The organism is Kosakonia sp. CCTCC M2018092 (genome assembly GCF_003864115.1).
GTDB classification, from domain to species: domain Bacteria; phylum Pseudomonadota; class Gammaproteobacteria; order Enterobacterales; family Enterobacteriaceae; genus Kosakonia; species Kosakonia cowanii.
On the sequence record NZ_CP034225.1, the window covers coordinates 150,425 to 167,837 of the forward strand.

At 58.7% G+C, this 17,413-nt stretch carries 17 protein-coding genes; 10 read left to right on the plus strand and 7 right to left on the minus strand.

Going from position 1 to position 17,413, the window contains the following annotated elements; all coding sequences use genetic code 11:
- Positions 1 to 23: 23 nt before the first annotated feature.
- The 3 genes from xylB (at position 24) to EH164_RS00730 (ending at position 3,054) form a co-directional block, all read left to right on the plus strand.
- Positions 24 to 1,478 carry a xylulokinase gene (xylB, locus tag EH164_RS00720; RefSeq protein ID WP_124967017.1) on the plus strand — a complete coding sequence of 485 codons (1,455 nt, stop codon included), beginning with the start codon at positions 24 to 26 and terminating at the stop codon, positions 1,476 to 1,478.
- A gap of 121 nt (positions 1,479 to 1,599) precedes the next feature.
- A complete protein-coding gene (locus tag EH164_RS00725; RefSeq protein ID WP_124967018.1) occupies positions 1,600 to 2,136 on the plus strand; it encodes an isochorismatase family protein in 537 nt (178 codons plus the stop codon).
- The gene (locus tag EH164_RS00730) at positions 2,137 to 3,054 is read left to right on the plus strand and encodes a GlxA family transcriptional regulator (RefSeq protein WP_124967019.1); all 918 of its coding nucleotides are present in this window, start codon (positions 2,137 to 2,139) and stop codon (positions 3,052 to 3,054) included.
- On the opposite strand, the gene EH164_RS00735 is transcribed toward EH164_RS00730, so the two are convergent.
- Positions 3,047 to 4,042, minus strand: a complete 996-nt coding sequence (locus EH164_RS00735; RefSeq protein WP_124967020.1) for an acyltransferase — start codon at positions 4,040 to 4,042, stop codon at positions 3,047 to 3,049. The genes EH164_RS00730 and EH164_RS00735 overlap by 8 nt on opposite strands.
- Before the next feature lie 172 nt (positions 4,043 to 4,214).
- Between EH164_RS00735 and EH164_RS00740 the strand changes: the two genes are divergently transcribed.
- From EH164_RS00740 to glyS, 3 genes are all read left to right on the plus strand, one after another.
- Positions 4,215 to 4,514, plus strand: a complete 300-nt coding sequence (locus EH164_RS00740; RefSeq protein WP_124967021.1) for a YsaB family lipoprotein — start codon at positions 4,215 to 4,217, stop codon at positions 4,512 to 4,514.
- A gap of 135 nt (positions 4,515 to 4,649) precedes the next feature.
- The gene (gene glyQ, locus EH164_RS00745; protein ID WP_042718627.1) at positions 4,650 to 5,561 is read left to right on the plus strand and encodes a glycine--tRNA ligase subunit alpha; all 912 of its coding nucleotides are present in this window, start codon (positions 4,650 to 4,652) and stop codon (positions 5,559 to 5,561) included.
- A gap of 9 nt (positions 5,562 to 5,570) precedes the next feature.
- Positions 5,571 to 7,640, plus strand: a complete 2,070-nt coding sequence (gene glyS / locus EH164_RS00750; RefSeq protein WP_124967022.1) for a glycine--tRNA ligase subunit beta — start codon at positions 5,571 to 5,573, stop codon at positions 7,638 to 7,640.
- A gap of 198 nt (positions 7,641 to 7,838) precedes the next feature.
- On the opposite strand, the gene EH164_RS00755 is transcribed toward glyS, so the two are convergent.
- Genes EH164_RS00755 through EH164_RS00765 form a run of 3 tightly spaced genes read right to left on the minus strand, consistent with a single transcriptional unit; the run spans position 7,839 to position 9,810 of the window.
- Positions 7,839 to 8,798 carry a sensor domain-containing diguanylate cyclase gene (locus tag EH164_RS00755; protein ID WP_124967023.1) on the minus strand — a complete coding sequence of 320 codons (960 nt, stop codon included), beginning with the start codon at positions 8,796 to 8,798 and terminating at the stop codon, positions 7,839 to 7,841.
- 2 nt (positions 8,799 to 8,800) lie between these two features.
- The gene (locus EH164_RS00760) at positions 8,801 to 9,442 is read right to left on the minus strand and encodes a chemotaxis protein CheC (RefSeq protein WP_042718620.1); all 642 of its coding nucleotides are present in this window, start codon (positions 9,440 to 9,442) and stop codon (positions 8,801 to 8,803) included.
- Positions 9,439 to 9,810, minus strand: a complete 372-nt coding sequence (locus EH164_RS00765) for a response regulator (RefSeq protein ID WP_054802698.1) — start codon at positions 9,808 to 9,810, stop codon at positions 9,439 to 9,441. The genes EH164_RS00760 and EH164_RS00765 overlap by 4 nt, the downstream gene beginning before the upstream one ends.
- 420 nt (positions 9,811 to 10,230) lie before the next feature.
- On the opposite strand from EH164_RS00765, the gene EH164_RS00770 reads away from it, so the two are divergent.
- The 3 genes from EH164_RS00770 (at position 10,231) to EH164_RS00780 (ending at position 13,574) form a co-directional block, all read left to right on the plus strand.
- Entirely contained in the window at positions 10,231 to 11,850 is a 1,620-nt protein-coding gene (locus EH164_RS00770) for an ABC-F family ATP-binding cassette domain-containing protein (protein ID WP_124967024.1), read from the plus strand.
- Between the two features lie 174 nt (positions 11,851 to 12,024).
- Positions 12,025 to 12,987: a hypothetical protein gene (locus EH164_RS00775; protein ID WP_042718613.1), complete on the plus strand. Its 963-nt coding sequence runs from the start codon at positions 12,025 to 12,027 to the stop codon at positions 12,985 to 12,987.
- Positions 12,987 to 13,574: a hypothetical protein gene (locus tag EH164_RS00780; RefSeq protein WP_042718611.1), complete on the plus strand. Its 588-nt coding sequence runs from the start codon at positions 12,987 to 12,989 to the stop codon at positions 13,572 to 13,574. The genes EH164_RS00775 and EH164_RS00780 overlap by 1 nt, the downstream gene beginning before the upstream one ends.
- 51 nt (positions 13,575 to 13,625) lie before the next feature.
- Here EH164_RS00780 and EH164_RS00785 read toward each other — a convergent pair whose 3' ends face one another.
- The gene (locus EH164_RS00785) at positions 13,626 to 13,919 is read right to left on the minus strand and encodes an HTH-type transcriptional regulator (protein WP_042718609.1); all 294 of its coding nucleotides are present in this window, start codon (positions 13,917 to 13,919) and stop codon (positions 13,626 to 13,628) included.
- A gap of 390 nt (positions 13,920 to 14,309) precedes the next feature.
- Here EH164_RS00785 and EH164_RS00790 point away from each other — a divergent pair, with 390 nt between their 5' ends.
- The gene (locus EH164_RS00790) at positions 14,310 to 15,023 is read left to right on the plus strand and encodes a DUF3053 domain-containing protein (RefSeq protein WP_094418951.1); all 714 of its coding nucleotides are present in this window, start codon (positions 14,310 to 14,312) and stop codon (positions 15,021 to 15,023) included.
- A 61-nt stretch (positions 15,024 to 15,084) separates the two neighbouring features.
- Here EH164_RS00790 and ghrB read toward each other — a convergent pair whose 3' ends face one another.
- Entirely contained in the window at positions 15,085 to 16,059 is a 975-nt protein-coding gene (gene ghrB / locus EH164_RS00795) for a glyoxylate/hydroxypyruvate reductase GhrB (RefSeq protein ID WP_124967025.1), read from the minus strand.
- Positions 16,056 to 17,348, minus strand: coding sequence for an MFS transporter (locus tag EH164_RS00800; protein ID WP_124967026.1), 1,293 nt, complete (start codon positions 17,346 to 17,348; stop codon positions 16,056 to 16,058). The genes ghrB and EH164_RS00800 overlap by 4 nt, the downstream gene beginning before the upstream one ends.
- Between the last annotated feature and the right edge of the window lie 65 nt (positions 17,349 to 17,413).

Here is a 17,413-nt window from a genome sequence, read left to right on the forward strand (position 1 = left end):
ACACTCAACAAGGAGTAGTCACTATGTATATCGGGATCGATCTCGGTACCTCGGGCGTGAAGGCGATTCTGCTCGGTGAGCAGGGCGAGGTGCTGGCCTCCCATACGGAGAAACTCAGCGTCTCTCGCCCACACCCGCTATGGTCGGAGCAGGATCCCGAAAGCTGGTGGCAGGCGACGGATCGCGCCATCCAGGCGCTCGGCGCGGCGCATTCGTTGCAGCAGGTGAAGGCCATCGGCCTTGCCGGGCAGATGCACGGCGCGACGCTGCTGGACAGTGAAAACCGCGTTCTGCGCCCGGCGATCCTCTGGAACGATGGTCGCTGTGGTGAGGAGTGCGGGCTGCTGGAGGCGCGGGTCGCTAACGCCCGTGCGATCACCGGTAACCTGATGATGCCGGGCTTTACCGCGCCGAAGCTGCTGTGGGTGCAGCGGCATGAACCAGAGATCTTCGCAAAGGTGGCGAAGGTGCTGCTGCCGAAAGATTATCTGCGGCTGAAGATGTCCGGCGTCTTTGCCAGCGATATGTCCGATGCCGCAGGCACCATGTGGCTCGATGTGGCGAAGCGCGACTGGAGCGATGAGATGCTCGCCGCCTGCTCGCTGTCGCGCAGCCATATGCCAGCGCTGTTTGAAGGTAGTGAGATCACCGGCGAACTGCTGCCGGAAGTTGCCCGGCGCTGGGCGATGCCGGTAGTGCCGGTTGTTGCAGGCGGCGGCGACAACGCCGCTGGCGCGGTCGGCGTTGGCATGGCGGATGCGGGGCAGGCGATGCTCTCGCTCGGCACATCCGGCGTCTACTTTGCCGTCAGCGAAGGGTTTCTCAGCAAGCCGGAAAGCGCGGTGCACAGCTTCTGCCATGCGCTGCCGGGGCGCTGGCACCTGATGTCGGTGATGCTGAGCGCGGCTTCCTGTCTGGACTGGGCGGCGAAACTGACCGGCATGGAGTCGGTGCAGGCACTGATTAGCGCCGCGCAGCAGGCCGACAAGAACGCGGGCGATATCTGGTTTCTGCCCTATCTCTCCGGCGAGCGCACGCCGCACAACAACCCGCAGGCAAAAGGCGTCTTCTTTGGTCTGACTCATCAGCATGGTCCGGCAGAGCTGGCGCGCGCGGTGCTGGAAGGGGTGGGGTATGCGCTGGCAGACGGGATGGATGTGGTGCACGCCTGCGGTGTGACGCCGCAAAGTATTACCCTTATCGGCGGCGGCGCGCGCAGCGACTGGTGGCGGCAGATGCTGGCGGATATCAGCGGCTTGCAGCTCGATTACCGCACCGGCGGGGATGTTGGCCCGGCGCTGGGTGCGGCGCGGCTGGCGCAAATCGCCGTTAACCCCGGCGTACCGCTGGCAACGCTGTTGCCACAGCTTCCTGTTGAGCAGCAGCATCAGCCGGACGCGCAGCGTCACGCGCACTATGCCGCGAAGCGCGACACCTTCCGCCGCATCTATCAGCAGCTGTTACCGCTGATGTCATAACCTTTCCGGCCCACTTGCAACGGTGGGCCGTAATCACCCTGATGTTGTCCTTTTTTGGTCTTAGCAGCAGCGTAATCCCTTGCCAGAATAGCGTTAACCCCACTGAGCAAGGAGTCCTGAAATGACCCGTACCGCCCTGATTAACATCGACACCCAGCAATCCTTTTTCCACCGTGACTTCTGGCAGGATAACGACTTTCCCGCTTTCCAGCAGGCGATGTTGACGCTGATTGCCGGTTGCCAGGCGCGCGGCATTCCGCTGGTGGATATTTTTCACGTCGCCGACAGCGGCCCCTTCTCGCTGGAGAGCGGCTTTGTGAAAACGATGCCCTTTTTGCAGCACCAGGCGGATGTCACCTTCCATAAGCATGTCCACAACGCCTTTACCGATACTGGCCTCGATCGCTGGCTGCGTCAGCGCGATATCAATCATCTGATCATTTGTGGTATTCGTACGGAGCAGTGCTGTGAAACCACCGCCAGGGTGGCATCGGATCTGGGCTATCGCGTGACCTTTGTCAGCGAAGCGACGCTCACCTTCCCGATGACGCACAATGGCGTGACGCTGGAAAGCCACACGCTGCGCCACCGTACGGAAACCGTGCTCGTCGGGCGCTTTGCCGCCATTAAAACCGTCCAGGAGACGCTGGAACAATAAATGTGTGATGTCTGGTTTGTGATGCTGCCCGGCGTGCTGGCGCTCGATATGGCCGGTCCTGCGGAGACCTTTGCGCAGGCGCAGGAGACCTTTCGCCTGCACTACATCGGCCCGCAAGCGGAGGTGGCAACCTCCCTTGGCTTAACGATGGGCAACATCGCGCCGCTGCCGGAGACGTTACCGGAGGGGAGCCTGCTGGTGCTGCCCGGCGTCAGCGATTCGTCGCAGTTATTTGATACGCCGCAGGCAACGCAGGTGCGCAACTGGCTGATGCGCCTGCAACCGCTGCTCCATCTCCGGGCGATTACGCTGATGTGCGTCTGCTCCGGCGCGATGCTGGCGGCGAAAGCCGGGCTGTTAAACGGGGTGCAGTGCACGACGCATCACAATGTGATTGCCCGCTTGCAGGCGCTCGAACCGGCGGCGCTGGTCAAAGAGAACCGGATTTTTATTGAGGATCGCGGCATCTGGACCAGCGCGGGCATCACCTCTGGCATCGATCTCGCCCTGCATATTATCAACCGCTTATGCGGGCCAGCGCGTGCGCTGGCGGTGGCGCGCGAAATGGTGGTCTGGTTTCGCCGCTCCGGCGACGATCCGCAGCTTTCACCGTGGCTGCGCTATCGCAACCATCTCCATCCAGCGGTACACCGGGCGCAGGATGCGCTGACCGCCGAGCCGCAAAAAGCCTGGCAACTGGCGGAGATTGCCGCGCAGGCACACGTCAGCGCCCGGCATCTCACCCGTCTTTTTCAGCAGCATCTGGGGATCAGCGTACGCGACTATCTGGAGCAGCTGCGGCTGGTGATTGCCGAGCAGGCGCTGTTACAGGGCCAGGGTGCGGAGCAGGCGGCGCTGGCCGCTGGTTTCTCCTCCCCGCGCCAGCTGCACCGGGCGCGGGCGCGAATTGCTAGCTGACAAACCGCCGTCGGTCGATGCGCTGCACCAGCATGGAGAGCGCCAGGCTCGCCGCCAGCGCCGCGCTGAAGACCCACAGAATGTCGAGCAGCGGCCAGTTTTGCACCTCAACGCCGCGCGTACGCAGCGCATGAATAATCAGCGCGTGAAAACCATAAATACCGAGTGAGTGGCGCGAAATCAGCGCCAGCCCCGGCAGAGTGCGGCTGTTAAGCGTGTTTTTTACCAGCGTAAACAGCGCGATGGCGCAGAGAAAGACCATCGGGCCGCAGTAGAGATACCAGGTATCGGCGAAGTTGCCGCGCCATCTCAGCTCATGCAGCGTACCGCGTGAAATCGCCACCACCGCCAGCACCACTACCGCGGCGCTCAGCCAGTTCAGCGCCCGTTTTTGCGTCTCCATCATGCCGATGGCGCGCCCGAGAATGGCGTAGAGCACGTAGTAAAAGGTATCGCCGTTGATATAGAGATTGATCGGCAGCCACTCAACGCCATCGCTTTTCAGCGTCACCAGATTGGGGTTAGCGATGATGCCAATCACCGCAATCAGCGCCAGCAGCATCTTGCCGCTCAGGGCTTTGACCTGAATCAGGGGCGAGAGCAGGTAGATAACGATGACGGCGAAGAAGAACCACAGGTGATAAAAAATCGGCTTTTGCAGGACGTTCTTCAACGACAAATCGCTGTTAATCGAAGTAAACAGCATGATGTAGAGCAGGGCGATGAGGCTATAAAACAGCAGGCAGAGTCCGATACGCAAAAAGTGGCGCGGCTGGGCGCTGCGTTCGCCATAAAAGAGGTAGCCTGAAATCATAAAAAAGAGGGGAACGCTGACGCGCGAGGCGGAGTTAAGCAGGTTGGCAACATTCCAGTCGAAGCTGGTGACGGCGGCCGGATTAGTAATGTACCAGGTCGTGGTGTGGATCATGACCACCATTAAACAGGCTATCCCGCGTAAATTATCTATCCAGTGAATTTTTGACGGCATCACTTCCTCAATTTCTTATTGTCGACAAATATCCTGAGACTGGTAATTTACCTGCGTATCTCTTTGGATAATTCTGAGTTTTCCCACGCGTGGTTGTGCACGAAGCGCAGTGCTGCACAATGGCGTTTTTGGCCGTTCACCCCTATCAGCCCGCAAGGAAATGCGTAAGAAAATGATGAAGTTTACTCTGCCGATGCTGATGTTGCTGCTGACAAGTTGCAGTGCGCCCGAGAAAATGCCGGAGCAGAAAGCGCAAACGGCGCGGCCTGGCCCGACGCGCTCCCTCGATATGGAGCAGCTCTGCCGGCAAAACGCTGCGCACCGCTACAACACCGGGGCGGAAAAAGTGAACGTTACCGGTTTCGAACAGTATCAGGGCAGTTACGAGATGCGTGGCGTTACGCCGCGTCATGAAGCGTTTGTCTGCTCTTTTGACGCTGAAGGGCAGTTTTTGCATCTTTCGATGCGTTAAGCCCCATAATACGCGCCAATGCCGCCGCTATTTCCCAATTTTCCGTAAACAACCCCGTTTCGTACTGTATATCTTGCAGTCAGCGGGTATACTGGTCGCTTCCTTTAAATCCACACGTATCCAGCACGAAATAATATGCAAAAGTTTGATACCAGGACCTTTCAGGGTCTGATCCTGACCTTACAGGATTATTGGGCTCGTCAGGGCTGCACCATCGTTCAACCTCTGGACATGGAAGTGGGTGCCGGTACTTCGCACCCAATGACCAGCCTGCGCGCGCTGGGCCCGGAGCCGATGGCAACCGCCTACGTTCAGCCTTCCCGTCGCCCGACCGATGGTCGCTACGGCGAAAACCCGAACCGCTTACAGCACTACTACCAGTTCCAGGTGGTGATTAAACCCTCTCCGGACAATATTCAGGAACTGTACCTCGGGTCACTGAAAGAGCTGGGTATGGACCCGACCATTCACGATATTCGTTTCGTGGAAGATAACTGGGAGAACCCGACGCTGGGTGCCTGGGGACTTGGTTGGGAAGTGTGGCTTAACGGCATGGAAGTGACGCAGTTCACCTACTTCCAGCAGGTTGGCGGCCTTGAGTGCAAGCCGATCACCGGCGAGATCACCTACGGTCTGGAACGTCTGGCGATGTACATTCAGGGCGTAGACAGCGTCTACGATCTGGTCTGGAGCGACGGCCCGCTGGGTAAAACCACTTACGGCGACGTGTTCCATCAAAACGAAGTGGAGCAGTCCACTTACAACTTCGAATACGCCGATGTCGACTTCCTCTTCACCTGCTTCGAGCAGTATGAGAAAGAGGCTCAGCAGCTGCTGGCGCTGGAAAACCCGCTGCCGCTGCCGGCTTACGAACGCATTCTGAAAGCCGCCCACAGCTTCAACCTGCTTGATGCGCGTAAAGCCATCTCCGTCACCGAACGCCAGCGCTACATTCTGCGCATCCGTACGTTGACCAAAGCAGTCGCTGAAGCCTATTACGCTTCCCGTGAAGCCCTTGGCTTCCCGATGTGCAACAGAAATAAATAAGAGGCGGCCATGTCAGAGAAAACATTCCTGGTGGAAATCGGCACCGAAGAGCTGCCACCAAAAGCCCTGCGCAGCCTGGCTGAGTCCTTCGCTGCCAACTTTACCGCGGAGCTGGATGCGGCAGGCGTTGCCCACGGCGACGTTAAATGGTTCGCCGCGCCGCGCCGTCTGGCGCTGAAAGTGGCAAATCTTGCCGCCGCGCAGCCGGATCGCGAAGTTGAAAAACGCGGCCCGGCCATCGCTCAGGCGTTCGACGCCGAAGGCAAACCGAGCAAAGCGGCTGAGGGCTGGGCGCGCGGCTGCGGTATCACCGTCGATCAGGCCGAGCGTCTGACCACCGACAAAGGCGAATGGCTGCTCTATCGCGCCCATGTGAAAGGCGAAAGCATCGAAGCGCTGCTGCCGAACATGATCGCCACCTCGCTGAGCAAACTGCCGATCCCGAAACTGATGCGCTGGGGCGCGTCGGACGTGCACTTTGTGCGTCCGGTTCACACCGTTACCCTGCTGCTGGGCGATCAGCTGGTTCCGGCAACGATCCTTGGCATTCAGTCCGATCGCGTCATTCGCGGCCACCGCTTTATGGGCGAGCCGGAGTTCACCATCGACAACGCCGATCAGTATCCGCAGATCCTGCTGGAGCGCGGCAAAGTGATGGCGGATTACGCCGAGCGTAAAGCCAAAATCAAAGCGGACGCCGAAGATGCGGCGCGTAAGATTGGCGGTACTGCCGATCTGAGCGACAGCCTGCTGGAAGAGGTTACCTCTCTGGTTGAGTGGCCGGTGGTGCTGACCGCGAAGTTCGAAGAGAAATTCCTCGCGGTTCCGGCAGAAGCGCTGGTCTACACCATGAAAGGTGACCAGAAGTACTTCCCGGTGTATGGCAACGACGGCAAACTGCTGCCAAATTTCATCTTCGTCGCCAATATCGAGTCGAAAGATCCGCAACAGATTATCTCCGGTAATGAAAAAGTGGTGCGCCCGCGTCTGGCGGATGCCGAGTTCTTCTTCAATACCGACCGTAAAAAACGCCTGGAAGATCACCTGCCGCGTCTGCAAACCGTGCTGTTCCAGCAGCAGCTCGGCACGCTGCGCGACAAGACCGATCGTATTCAGGCGCTGGCGGGCTGGATTGCCGGTCAGATTGGCGCAGATGTGAACCACGCCACGCGCGCGGGCCTGCTCTCCAAGTGCGATCTGATGACCAACATGGTGTTTGAGTTTACCGACACCCAGGGCGTGATGGGCATGCACTATGCGCGTCACGACGGCGAAGCGGAAGACGTTGCCGTTGCGCTGAACGAGCAGTATCAGCCGCGCTTTGCCGGTGACGAGCTGCCATCTAACCCGGTGGCTTGCGCCGTGGCGATTGCCGATAAGATGGATACCCTCGCGGGGATCTTCGGTATCGGCCAGCATCCGAAAGGCGATAAAGACCCGTTCGCGCTGCGCCGTGCCGCGCTGGGCGTGCTGCGTATTATCGTCGAGAAGAACCTGGCGCTGGATCTGCAAACCCTGACCGAAGAAGCGGTGCGTCTCTACGGCGATAAGCTGACGAACGCCAAAGTGGTCGACGATGTGATCGACTTTATGCTGGGCCGCTTCCGCGCCTGGTATCAGGACGAAGGTTACAGCGTTGATACCATTCAGGCGGTGCTGGCGCGCCGTCCGACCAAACCGGCCGATTTCGACGCGCGTATGAAGGCGGTTTCCCACTTCCGTACGCTGGAGGAAGCGGCGGCGCTGGCGGCAGCCAACAAGCGCGTCTCCAACATCCTGGCGAAATCTGACGAAACGCTGAATGAGAACGTGCAGGCGGCGGTGCTGAAAGAGGCCGCAGAGATTAAGCTGGCGGGCAACGTGGTGGTTCTGCGCGATACCCTGCAGCCGTTCTTTGCCGAAGGGCGCTATCAGGAAGCGTTGATCGAGCTGGCGCAGCTGCGCGAGCCGGTGGATGAGTTCTTTGAGAACGTGATGGTGAACGCCGAAGATAAAGAGGTGCGCATCAACCGCCTGACGCTGCTGGCGAAACTGCGCGAACTCTTCCTGCAGGTTGCGGATATCTCGCTGCTGCAGTAATCGTTCAGTCGATAAAAAACCCGCTACGGCGGGTTTTTTCATGCCCAGATGTTGCCGGGAGTTGGTTTTGCCGGATGGCGGCTACGCCTTATCCGGCCTACGATTTAGCGCGGCTAATGTCCCTTGTAGGCCGGATAAGCGAAGCGCCATCCGGCAAAGCAGACGGTTCGGCACTACCATCCGGCAATACCGCCCAACTCAGCGGCGTGGCGCGTGGGTGAATCGACGAAAGGCGGTGCTGACGCGAACGGTGTTGCGCCCGGCGCGTTTCGCCTCGTAGAGCGCATTATCCGCGCTCTGGATCAGCTGCCCATATTCGGTATGGTTCTGCTGACACAGGCTGGCGACGCCGATACTGACGCTGACGCAGCCATCCGGGGAACTGGCGTGGGGAAGCTCCAGGCGCTGCACGCTGGTGCGCAGCTTCTCTGCCAGCTCCACCGCCGCTGCCGAGCGCGTTTCCGGCAACAGGGCGCAAAACTCCTCGCCGCCGTAACGAAACAGGATCTCATTCGGGTTGCAGAGCACGCCGCGCATCGCCGCTGCGATCTGTTGCAGGCACTCATCGCCGTGCTGGTGACCATAGCTGTCGTTGTAGGACTTGAAATAGTCCACATCGATCAGCAGCAGCGACAGCGGTTTGTTATTACGCTTGCTGGCGCGCCACTCGCGCTCAATGCAGAGATCGAAATAGCGGCGGTTGCCGACGCCCGTCAGGCCATCCGACAGGGATTGCGACAACAATTCATGGGCCTGATCGCGCAGCAGCGACTCACGGCGGACTGCCGCAGTGACATCGACGATCTGAATCAGGCAGTAACGCTCGGCATCGCCGAGTGGAACAATGGTCACCGCCTGGCTCAGACGGGCGGTTGGTCGCGCCGGTTCCGCATAGAGCGGAAAAGGCGAGCGGTGTAGCGATTGTGAAAGCAGGGAAGATAAATTGTGACCAATGGCCTGACGGATCGCATCGCCAACGCGGTGATAGGTCAGGTCCGGGAAGACGGAAAAAAAGTCTTCGCCAACGGTGTCGCTGGCCGCCCGCCCGGTATGCGTCTCTAACCACGCATTCCACAGCGCGATACGGTACTGCGCATCCACAAGGATGACACCGAGGCTGAGGGCTGAAAACGCATCCAATAACAACTTATCTTTCATGATTAATGCATTCCGCTGGGAACACTACCGGATTCTAAACGGCTGATATAAAGCCGAACCTGCTCGCGTAAGTCGCACAGAGCGGACATATCGAGGATAAACGCGAGATAGCCCTGGATCTGCTGGCGCTCAAGCGCAAAATCAATGCGCAGCATCATCACCAGCGGATCGTTCTCATCTTTTTCCGGGTTGAGGATCTCTTCGCTGCTGCCAACCCGCACCACCGGCAGCGACCCTTGTAGCTCTTTCTGGAACATATTTGCCAGCGTACCGACGCAGGCGTTGAGCACGATATTGCCAATCTCGCTCATCGCTTCGCGCTCCATCTCGCCCAGTTCGTGCGCCGGGATCAGATCGCCAACCATCATGCGGACGATTTCAAAACTGGCGGCTTCCGGGAACATCAAAATCGCTTCGGTGGCGTAGGCGCCTTCGTAATGCTGGCTAATGCCGAACAGCGATACGCCAGCACCCATTTCGTCGGCCGCTTTCGAGCGCGGCGTAAAGCGGATGGTCGGCACCGACATGCGTACCTCTTCGTTGACGATGTTGCTCATCGCCGCCGCCGCGTGACCGACACCGATGTTGAAGATCTCCATCAGGCTGTCCGCTTCAATCTCGCTGATATCGGGCAACTCGGTCATGGCTGGCTCTCCAGGCTCTTCAACATGGCGTGCAGCTGCGGCTCTTTCAGCGGTTTCGGCAGAAAGCCGAGGCCCATCTCTTCGGCGGCAGCCTGCACGGAGTTCTGCACGTTAGCGGTGAGCAGCACGATGTGGGTCTGCGGATGGGTCTGACGCAGGCGTGACGCCGCTTCAATACCGCCAATTCCGGGCATATTCACATCAAGCAGAATTAAATAGGGAGTGTTCGCCGCGGCGTGGGCAATCGCCTCTTCGCCCGTACCGGCCTCATCAATGCTCCAGTCGCTGTGCAAGTTAAGAACATACTGGCGGGAAATCATGCGTGACAGGCGGCTGTCATCGACAATCAGAATATATCTGGACATCATTCATTCTCATTTTAGGATTCAGGGCCTGAAACCAGAACAATGCTTTACTTCCGGACCTCCTCCCTGAGCAGTGCTGAACGATATGCCACCGTTATGCGTTTGGGGTAACGCGCGGTTTTATCGTCTCCTTTCTGAAATGGCGATCCTGGATTGCACGCATGGCCTGCTACTTTCAGTTAAGTCACCTTATTCATCGGCAATATTGCGCAAACAATTAGCCCTCAATTTTGCGCGCCGCGACGTAAAGATGAAAATTTGACCTTGAACCTGGCCTGGCTCTCTGGCTATCCTGTGCCGCGACGAACTTCTCGTCTCACTGGAGCGCACCTGGAAAATGAACAAACACGACTGATGAATCCACTACCTTGTTAAACGCTCGCGCGTTGGCAAGGCCGTTTACGATCTCATTCAGGAGTGCTTATGGCTCATTGTGCGCAGTCACCCGCCTTTATTTTGCATCAGGTCACCTGTCAGTTTGCGACGGGCGAGACCCTTTTCGGCCCGCTGAATTTAACCCTCGACGCCTCGCTGTGCGGGCTGGTCGGGCGTAACGGCGTCGGCAAAACCCAACTTTTACGCCTGCTTGCCGGGCAAAGTCAGCCCGCGTTCGGGCATATCGAATCCGCAGTGCGCTGGGCGTATGTCGCGCAGCAACACACTCTCTCTTCGCAGGCTACCCTTACGCAGCTGCTCGGCTATGGCGAGATCTTCGCTGCCCTGGAGCGCGTGTTGCAGGGGCGCTATCAGGAGGGCGATCTGGAGTTACTCGACGGTCAGTGGGATCTGCCTGAGCGGCTTGCGGCCGCCTTTCAGCACGCTAATCTGCCGCCGTTCGCGCCGGACAAACCGGCTGTCGCACTGAGCGGCGGCGAGCGCGTTCGGGCGCTGCTCTGTGGCGCGTTTATGACCGGCGCGGATTACCTGTTAATGGATGAACCGACTAATCACCTCGATAGCGAAGGGCGCGCATGGTTTAGCGACCAGCTCCGGCAGCATAAAGGCGGTGCCCTGATCGCCACTCACGACAGGCAACTGCTCGGTGAGATGTCGCGCATTGTTGAACTGACACCCGCCGGGCTTCGCAGCTACGGCGGCAATTACGCTGATTATGAGCAGCAGCGCGAGGCGCAGCAGCAGGCCGCCCGCGCGATGCTGGATCATGCCGCCGTTGAGCGTCGGCGCGCACGCAGCCGGATGCAGAAGGAGCACGACGCCAGCCTGCGGCGTTCGGCGAAGACGCTGCGCACCGTCGATACGCTCAACATCGCTTCTTTTGAACGGGTGAAATATAAAAACCTCGCCAAAGAGCGACCGGCGAGCTGGCGCAAGCAGCATCAGCAGCAAAACGAGGCGCTTAACGCGGCGGTCACCGAGGCGCGTGAGCGGGTCGAGGAGGAGATGCCGGTGCTGTTTACGCTGCCCGGCAGCCAGGTGCCGCCGGGCAAACAGGTGCTGGTGCTCGACGAAGTGGTGCTGCCGCACGTCGTGCTTCCTCCCCTGAGCCTGCGCATCGACGGCCCGCTGCGCGTTGCCATTCGTGGGCCAAATGGCTGCGGCAAGTCGACGCTGTTAAAGGCGATCCTCGGCGAGCTATTGCCGCTGGCAGGCGAATGTCACCGTTCGGTCACCTGCGCGTGGTTGGATCAGCATCTCTCCCGGTTCGATCTCTCGTTATCGGTGCTGGAACACCTTCAGCGGGGTGATTCATTGCTGGAGGAGGGCGTGCTGCGCAGCCGCCTGGCGCAGTTACAGCTGGGCGCGGAGAAGGTGATGTTGCCGCTGGCAGCCCTGAGCGGCGGCGAGCGGTTGAAGGCGGCGCTCGCCTGCGTGCTCTGGCAGCGTGATGCCACGCAGCTGTTACTGCTCGACGAGCCGACCAACCATCTCGATCTTGCCTCCACCCGTGCGATTGAAGCGGCGCTGGCGGATTTTCCCGGCGCGATGCTGGTGGTTTCACACGATGAGGCGTTTCTTGCCGGGCTTGGGTTGACGCACAGCCTGACGTGGCACGCCAGCGGATGGTGCTGGCAGCAAGCGTGAGCGGGCAACCAATTCTCGTAGTCAATCCTGCTCTAAACTTGAGTGATGAAAATAAACGCGATACGGTTGCCTGCTGTTAATAAGAAGTAACATAAGTGAAAGCGATAGATATGCTCACGCTGTTTAGCCCCGGCTGGACAGCTTCTGCTACGCCACCGCCACAAGGAAACGATGATGAATCTGCCTGGAATGAACCCCGAAAGAAATCTGCCGGGGTATGAATTTGCCCGTATGACCGGTGCAGGAGCGAGTGATTTTGATTTTAAAGCCCTCGGCGCCGCAATGGATTGTACCCGTGAATTTGCCGACGCAGGCATCATCTATGCCGATGGCCCGGAGCGTTACCTGGTGCGTCCGAGTAAACGCCACCCCAACGGGCAGAGCGGCATCGTCACTCACGTTATCGTCACTAAAGCCGCCGCCCAGCCGACCAACTCCAGCAACGGTAAAGCGCTGACGGAAGCGGTCTCTGCAACGTCAATGGGCACCGAGATCGCCTCGACGGTGCTCTCCTGCGGCGCGATGCTTATCACCGCGGGCGTGATGGCCGCCGGTACCGTCGCAACACCGCTCACCGCGGGCGGCAGCACCGTGCTGGTGGCGATTGGCTATGCGGGCACGGCGGCGACCGGTTTGCAGTGCCTTAACGGTATCTATCGCGTGTACGATCTGGTGGAGAACGGCGGTGAAAATGTCGCCTGGCTGGATTCCCAGGAGTGGTATGTCGCCACTTCAACCTCGCTGGATCTTGTCTCGCTGGCGAGCGCCGGTGGTGCGCTGAAAGAGGCGCTGGCAACCTGGAAAGCGATGAAGTCGGTCTCTTCGCTGAAAGCGACGCAGTGGCTGAAAGAGTATCCGCGCCAGGATCGCGCCCGTCTGACGGAGCTGATTATTCGCGCGCAGAACCCCGGTATCAGCAATAAAGGCATCAAGGCCGCCATCCGCGCGGGTCTCTATCCGAAACGCTTCCCCGTCGAGCCGGTACAGGTTGAGCTGACCCGCCAGCTGGGCCAGGTGGTGACCAGCGCGGCGGCACTGGCAGGCAGCGCGGTGAGTGGCGTTATTGCCGCACCGGGCAACGTGCCGCGCACCGGGCGCTATATCGTCGGCACCATTCAGTCGCTGGCGGTGATCTGATGTCGTTGTTGAGCTGGCTGACGGGATCGGTGTTCTACGATTTATGGCAGCACGGGCGTGAAATCGAGCCGCTGATTGCGCGCAAAGATGAACGCGTCTTGTCGCGCTCCACGCCCGAGCTGGAGCGCCATTTTGACAAAACCGCCGCCGAGCAGCCGCGCCAGAATGGCTTTCCGGTGGCGTTTGTGATCCTGCTGCTGCTGGTGGCGTTTGCGCTCAATTTGCTTTCTCTGCTGCGACTCTTGCCGGGGCTGACGCCGCCGCTGCACGCACTCGCCTTTTTTGCCCCTGCGCTGGTGGTGCTGGCGACAACCCTCAGCAGCATGTTTATGCTGGCGCGTGGATTTAGCGCCGGGCTTGCCGGTTTTGCGTATCTCTTTAGCGGCTTGCTGCTGGTCACCGTGGCGCAGTTGGTGATTAATCTGCTGACGGGCGGCGGCGCGGCGATACCGTTGCTAATTGCGCTGGCGGCATTAGTCGGGTGTCGGCGGTTGCTGAATGGCGAAGGGTTTGTGGTGTTTGCGCTCTACTGTCGAACAGCGCGTCTGACAAGAGTGGCGAGGACGTTGCGGTTGAAGTCTCGTTAAGGCGGGAAAAACATAAACCCCCGGCGTGGCGGGGGCTCTGACCGTTGCAGCTTAGTCAATAAGCTGCTTGCTGAGCATCGGATTCGAATGAATCAGACGCATCAGTTTCATCTCGGTGGCGGTGGGTGTTATACGTTGTGATTCCCACTCATGCACCATTGAGACCGAGACTCCCATCGCACGAGCGAAGTCATCAATCTTCAGACCGGTTCCACGTCGCAATTGTTCAAAGTCACTAAAGGAATTCGGCTTCTTGCTCAGGGTTCCCGTCTGCGCAACATCTTTCTTAAATACGATCTGTTCGAGACTGCTCATCAGTTCAAACATCGGGTCTTTGTACTCCATTGAGCACTCCTCATAAAATCACACAGCGGATATCGTGATACAGCCTGATAAGAGTAGTCGGAAAAAAACCTGGCGTATGATTTCGCCAGTGATTATTTACGTTGTAAGCGGGGTAGATGTGCTCAAAATGCACCTTCTGCCGCTTAAGTTTTGTTTAATTGATTGATTAATAAGAGAGCGATTTTGCTCGGTATAAATTTGTAAATCGTCAGCAAAAATTTGGATTAAGAATAATCCGACCGCGATCACGGAAAATATCGTGCCAAAACGGATCCGCACGCTTTTGTGTGTAATGAAGGGGTATCTTGCGAGGCTGACCTGGACTATCCTTGTAGGCCGTTGGGCACGCGTGTGCCGAGAAGCGGTTTTATGGGTGAAAGGAGTAATAAAATGGCGACAGGACAGTCCTGCTCTCGCTGGTTTGCGTCTCTTGCGGCGCTATTAATGGTGGTAAGCCTGAGTGGGTGTTTTGATAAAGAAGGCGATCAACGTAAAGCGTTTATCGATTTCCTGCAGAATACGGCAATGCGCAGCAGCGAACGTCTGCCAGCGCTGACGGCGGATCAGAAAAAACAGTTCGGCCCGTTTGTCTCTGATTATGCGGTTATCTATGGCTATTCCCAGCAGGTGAACCAGGCGATGGATTCCGGTCTGCGCCCGGTCGTTGATAGCGTTAATGCCATCCGCGTTCCGCAGGATTATATGACGCAGCGCGAGCCGCTTCGCCAGGCCAACGGTTCTCTCGGCGTGCTGAGCCAGCAGTTGCAGAACGCTAAAATGCAGGCCGATGCTTCTCATGCCGCGCTCAAGCAGGCAGACGATCTGAAACCGGTCTATGACCAGGTTTACACCAAAGTGGTGACCAACCCGGCTAACGCGCTGCAACCGCTGATCCCGGCGGCGCAGGTCTTCACCCAGCAGCTGGTGCAGGTGGGCGACTTTATCGCGCAGCAGGGCACGCAGGTGAGCTTTACGGCGAACGGCATTCAGTTCCCGACCTCCGAGCAGGCCAGCCAGTACAACGCGCTGATTGGGCCGCTGGCGGCGCAGCATCAGGCCTTTACCCAGGCCTGGACGGCAACCGTCTCTGCAACCCAGCAGTAAGCGGATGCAGGCATAAAAAAAGAGGCGACCTTGTCGCCTCTTTTTTATTGCTGAATGGAGATTAGCGGACGACCTGCGGGTTAACGCAGTTCTGCTCCACCTTGCCATTGAGCGCATCAATCAGGTTATCGACCGCGCAGGCCGCCATGTTGTAGCGCGTCTCATGGGTCGCAGAGCCGATATGCGGCAGCGCCACAACGTTGGGCAGCGACAGCAGCGGTGAATCCGCCGGCAGCGGCTCCTGCTCAAACACATCCAACCCGGCGGCGTGGATTTCGCCGTTTTGCAGCGCCTCAATCAGCGCCGCTTCATCCACTACCGGACCGCGCCCGGCATTAATAAAGATGGCGGATTTTTTCATCATCGCGAACTGCGCTTTGCCGATCAGATGCTGCGTCTCTTCAGTGAGCGGCAGTACGACACAGACAAAATCGGACTCCTGCAACACCGTTTCCAGATCGCAGTGGCGCGCCTGAAAGCGCTCTTCCGCTTCGGCATGCTGGCGGCGGGCGTGGTAAAGGATCGGCATCCCGAAGCCGCAGTGTGCGCGCTGCGCCAGTGCCAGGCCAATGCGCCCCATACCGACAATGCCCATCGTTTTATGGTGTACATCACTGCCGAACCAGTCCGGCCCAATGCTTTTGGTCCACTCGCCCGCTTTAACGCGCTCAGCCACATCCACCACCCGGCGGGCGCTGCTCAGCACCAGCGCCATAATGGTGTCGGCGACGGTTTCGGTCAGCACGGTTGGGGTGTGCATCAGGGCAATCTTGCGCGCGTTCAGCGCATCCACATCAAAGTTGTCATAGCCTACCGAGATGGTCGAGGTAGCACGCAGCTGCGGCATCTTCTCCAGCAGCGCGCTATCCACTGTCTGGCTGGAGCCTAACAGCCCCTGCGCGTTGGCAAACGCCTCGGCGTGTTGCTGCACCGTTTCTGGTTTCAGGTTAGCAACCTGGGTTACGGTAAAGTGCGTCTCCAGTCGTGCGAGCAGATCATCGGGCAAGGCTTTGTACAGGATGATAGATGGCTTCATGCGGTTCTCCCTTGTGACGGTGCGCCTGCCGGAATCTGCTTATTGTTAGCAGGCTTAACAATTAAAGTAAGCCATACAGAGGCGAAAAGCGCCACCCCCATAAATATGTACGAAGCGGACGGGCTGCCGGTCGCGCCGTTAAGGTAGCCGACAAACCACGAGCCGCAGAACGAGCCGAGCGCGCCCATGCTGTTGATTAGCGCCATTGCGCCACCCGCGACGTTGCGCGGCAGCATCTCCGGGATAATCGCGAAGAAGGGGCCATACGGCGCGTACATTGCCGCCCCGGCAATCACCAGCAGGGTGTAGGAGATCCAGAAGTGGTTCGCGCCCACTGCCCACGAGCCGATAAAGGCGAACGCGCCAATCAGCAGCAGCGGCCAGACAAAGAGTTTGCGGTTTTGCAGCTTATCGGAGGCCCACGAGGCGAGGATCATCGCAATGGTCGCCGCCAGGTAAGGTACGGAAGAGAGCCAGCCCACTTCCACCATGCCGAGGTTGTCGCCGCCGCTGCGGATAATGGATGGCAGCCACAGCACAAAGCCATACACGCCGATGCTCCAGGCGAAATATTGCAGGCAGAGCAGCACCACATTGCGCGAGCGGAAGGCTTCGCTGTAGTTACGAACCGCTTTAATGCCCTGCTGCTCTTTATCAAGCTGTGTTTGCAGCGCGCGCTTCTCATCTTCGCTCAGCCACTTCGCTTCGGTCGGTTTATCTTTTACCAGCACCCACCAGCAAAAGGCCCAGATCACCGCTGGCACGCCTTCGATGATAAACATCTCACGCCAGCCGAAGGACTGGATCAGGTAGCCGGAGACCACCGACATCCACAGCACCGTGACCGGGTTACCGAGGATTAAAAAGGTGTTCGCCCGCGAACGCTCCGATTTGGTAAACCAGTTACTGATGTAAATCAGCATCGCTGGCATTACCGCCGCTTCGACCACGCCGAGGATAAAGCGGATGGCGGCCAGCATCGGGATATTGCTCACCACGCCGGTTAGAGATGCGCAGGCACCCCACAAAATCAGGCAGATAAAGATTAGCTTGCGCACGCTGCGCCGTTCGGCGTAGACCGCGCCGGGGATCTGGAAGAAGAAGTAGCCGAGGAAGAAGAGCGCGCCCAGCAGCGAAGAGACGCCTTTGGTGATGCCGAGATCGTCGTTAATCCCGGCCGCGGAGGCGAAGCTGAAGTTCGCGCGATCGAGGTAGGCCAGACTGTAGGTGATAAACACAATCGGCATGATATAGAGCCAGCGTTTGGCTGAGTTGGTGGCGTTGCTCATAAGGTTGCCTCTATGGTTGAGGTTATTTTCCACCTGTCATGTAGGGTACAGGCGGTTTGAGTATC

Bases quoted from the DNA above. Each gene is read 5' to 3' on its own strand.
- EH164_RS00760 (WP_042718620.1), bottom strand. From the start codon at position 9,442: ATGACCGAGTTGCCCGATATCAGCGAGATTGAAGCGGACAGCCTGATG.
- xylB (WP_124967017.1), top strand. From the start codon at position 24: ATGTATATCGGGATCGATCTCGGTACCTCGGGCGTGAAGGCGATTCTG.
- EH164_RS00765 (WP_054802698.1), bottom strand. From the start codon at position 9,810: ATGATGTCCAGATATATTCTGATTGTCGATGACAGCCGCCTGTCACGC.
- ghrB (WP_124967025.1), bottom strand. From the start codon at position 16,059: ATGAAGCCATCTATCATCCTGTACAAAGCCTTGCCCGATGATCTGCTC.
- EH164_RS00725 (WP_124967018.1), top strand. From the start codon at position 1,600: ATGACCCGTACCGCCCTGATTAACATCGACACCCAGCAATCCTTTTTC.
- EH164_RS00735 (WP_124967020.1), bottom strand. From the start codon at position 4,042: ATGCCGTCAAAAATTCACTGGATAGATAATTTACGCGGGATAGCCTGT.
- EH164_RS00780 (WP_042718611.1), top strand. From the start codon at position 12,987: ATGTCGTTGTTGAGCTGGCTGACGGGATCGGTGTTCTACGATTTATGG.
- glyQ (WP_042718627.1), top strand. From the start codon at position 4,650: ATGCAAAAGTTTGATACCAGGACCTTTCAGGGTCTGATCCTGACCTTA.
- EH164_RS00740 (WP_124967021.1), top strand. From the start codon at position 4,215: ATGATGAAGTTTACTCTGCCGATGCTGATGTTGCTGCTGACAAGTTGC.
- EH164_RS00730 (WP_124967019.1), top strand. From the start codon at position 2,137: ATGTGTGATGTCTGGTTTGTGATGCTGCCCGGCGTGCTGGCGCTCGAT.
- EH164_RS00755 (WP_124967023.1), bottom strand. From the start codon at position 8,798: ATGAAAGATAAGTTGTTATTGGATGCGTTTTCAGCCCTCAGCCTCGGT.
- EH164_RS00800 (WP_124967026.1), bottom strand. From the start codon at position 17,348: ATGAGCAACGCCACCAACTCAGCCAAACGCTGGCTCTATATCATGCCG.
- glyS (WP_124967022.1), top strand. From the start codon at position 5,571: ATGTCAGAGAAAACATTCCTGGTGGAAATCGGCACCGAAGAGCTGCCA.
- EH164_RS00785 (WP_042718609.1), bottom strand. From the start codon at position 13,919: ATGGAGTACAAAGACCCGATGTTTGAACTGATGAGCAGTCTCGAACAG.
- EH164_RS00790 (WP_094418951.1), top strand. From the start codon at position 14,310: ATGGCGACAGGACAGTCCTGCTCTCGCTGGTTTGCGTCTCTTGCGGCG.
- EH164_RS00775 (WP_042718613.1), top strand. From the start codon at position 12,025: ATGAATCTGCCTGGAATGAACCCCGAAAGAAATCTGCCGGGGTATGAA.
- EH164_RS00770 (WP_124967024.1), top strand. From the start codon at position 10,231: ATGGCTCATTGTGCGCAGTCACCCGCCTTTATTTTGCATCAGGTCACC.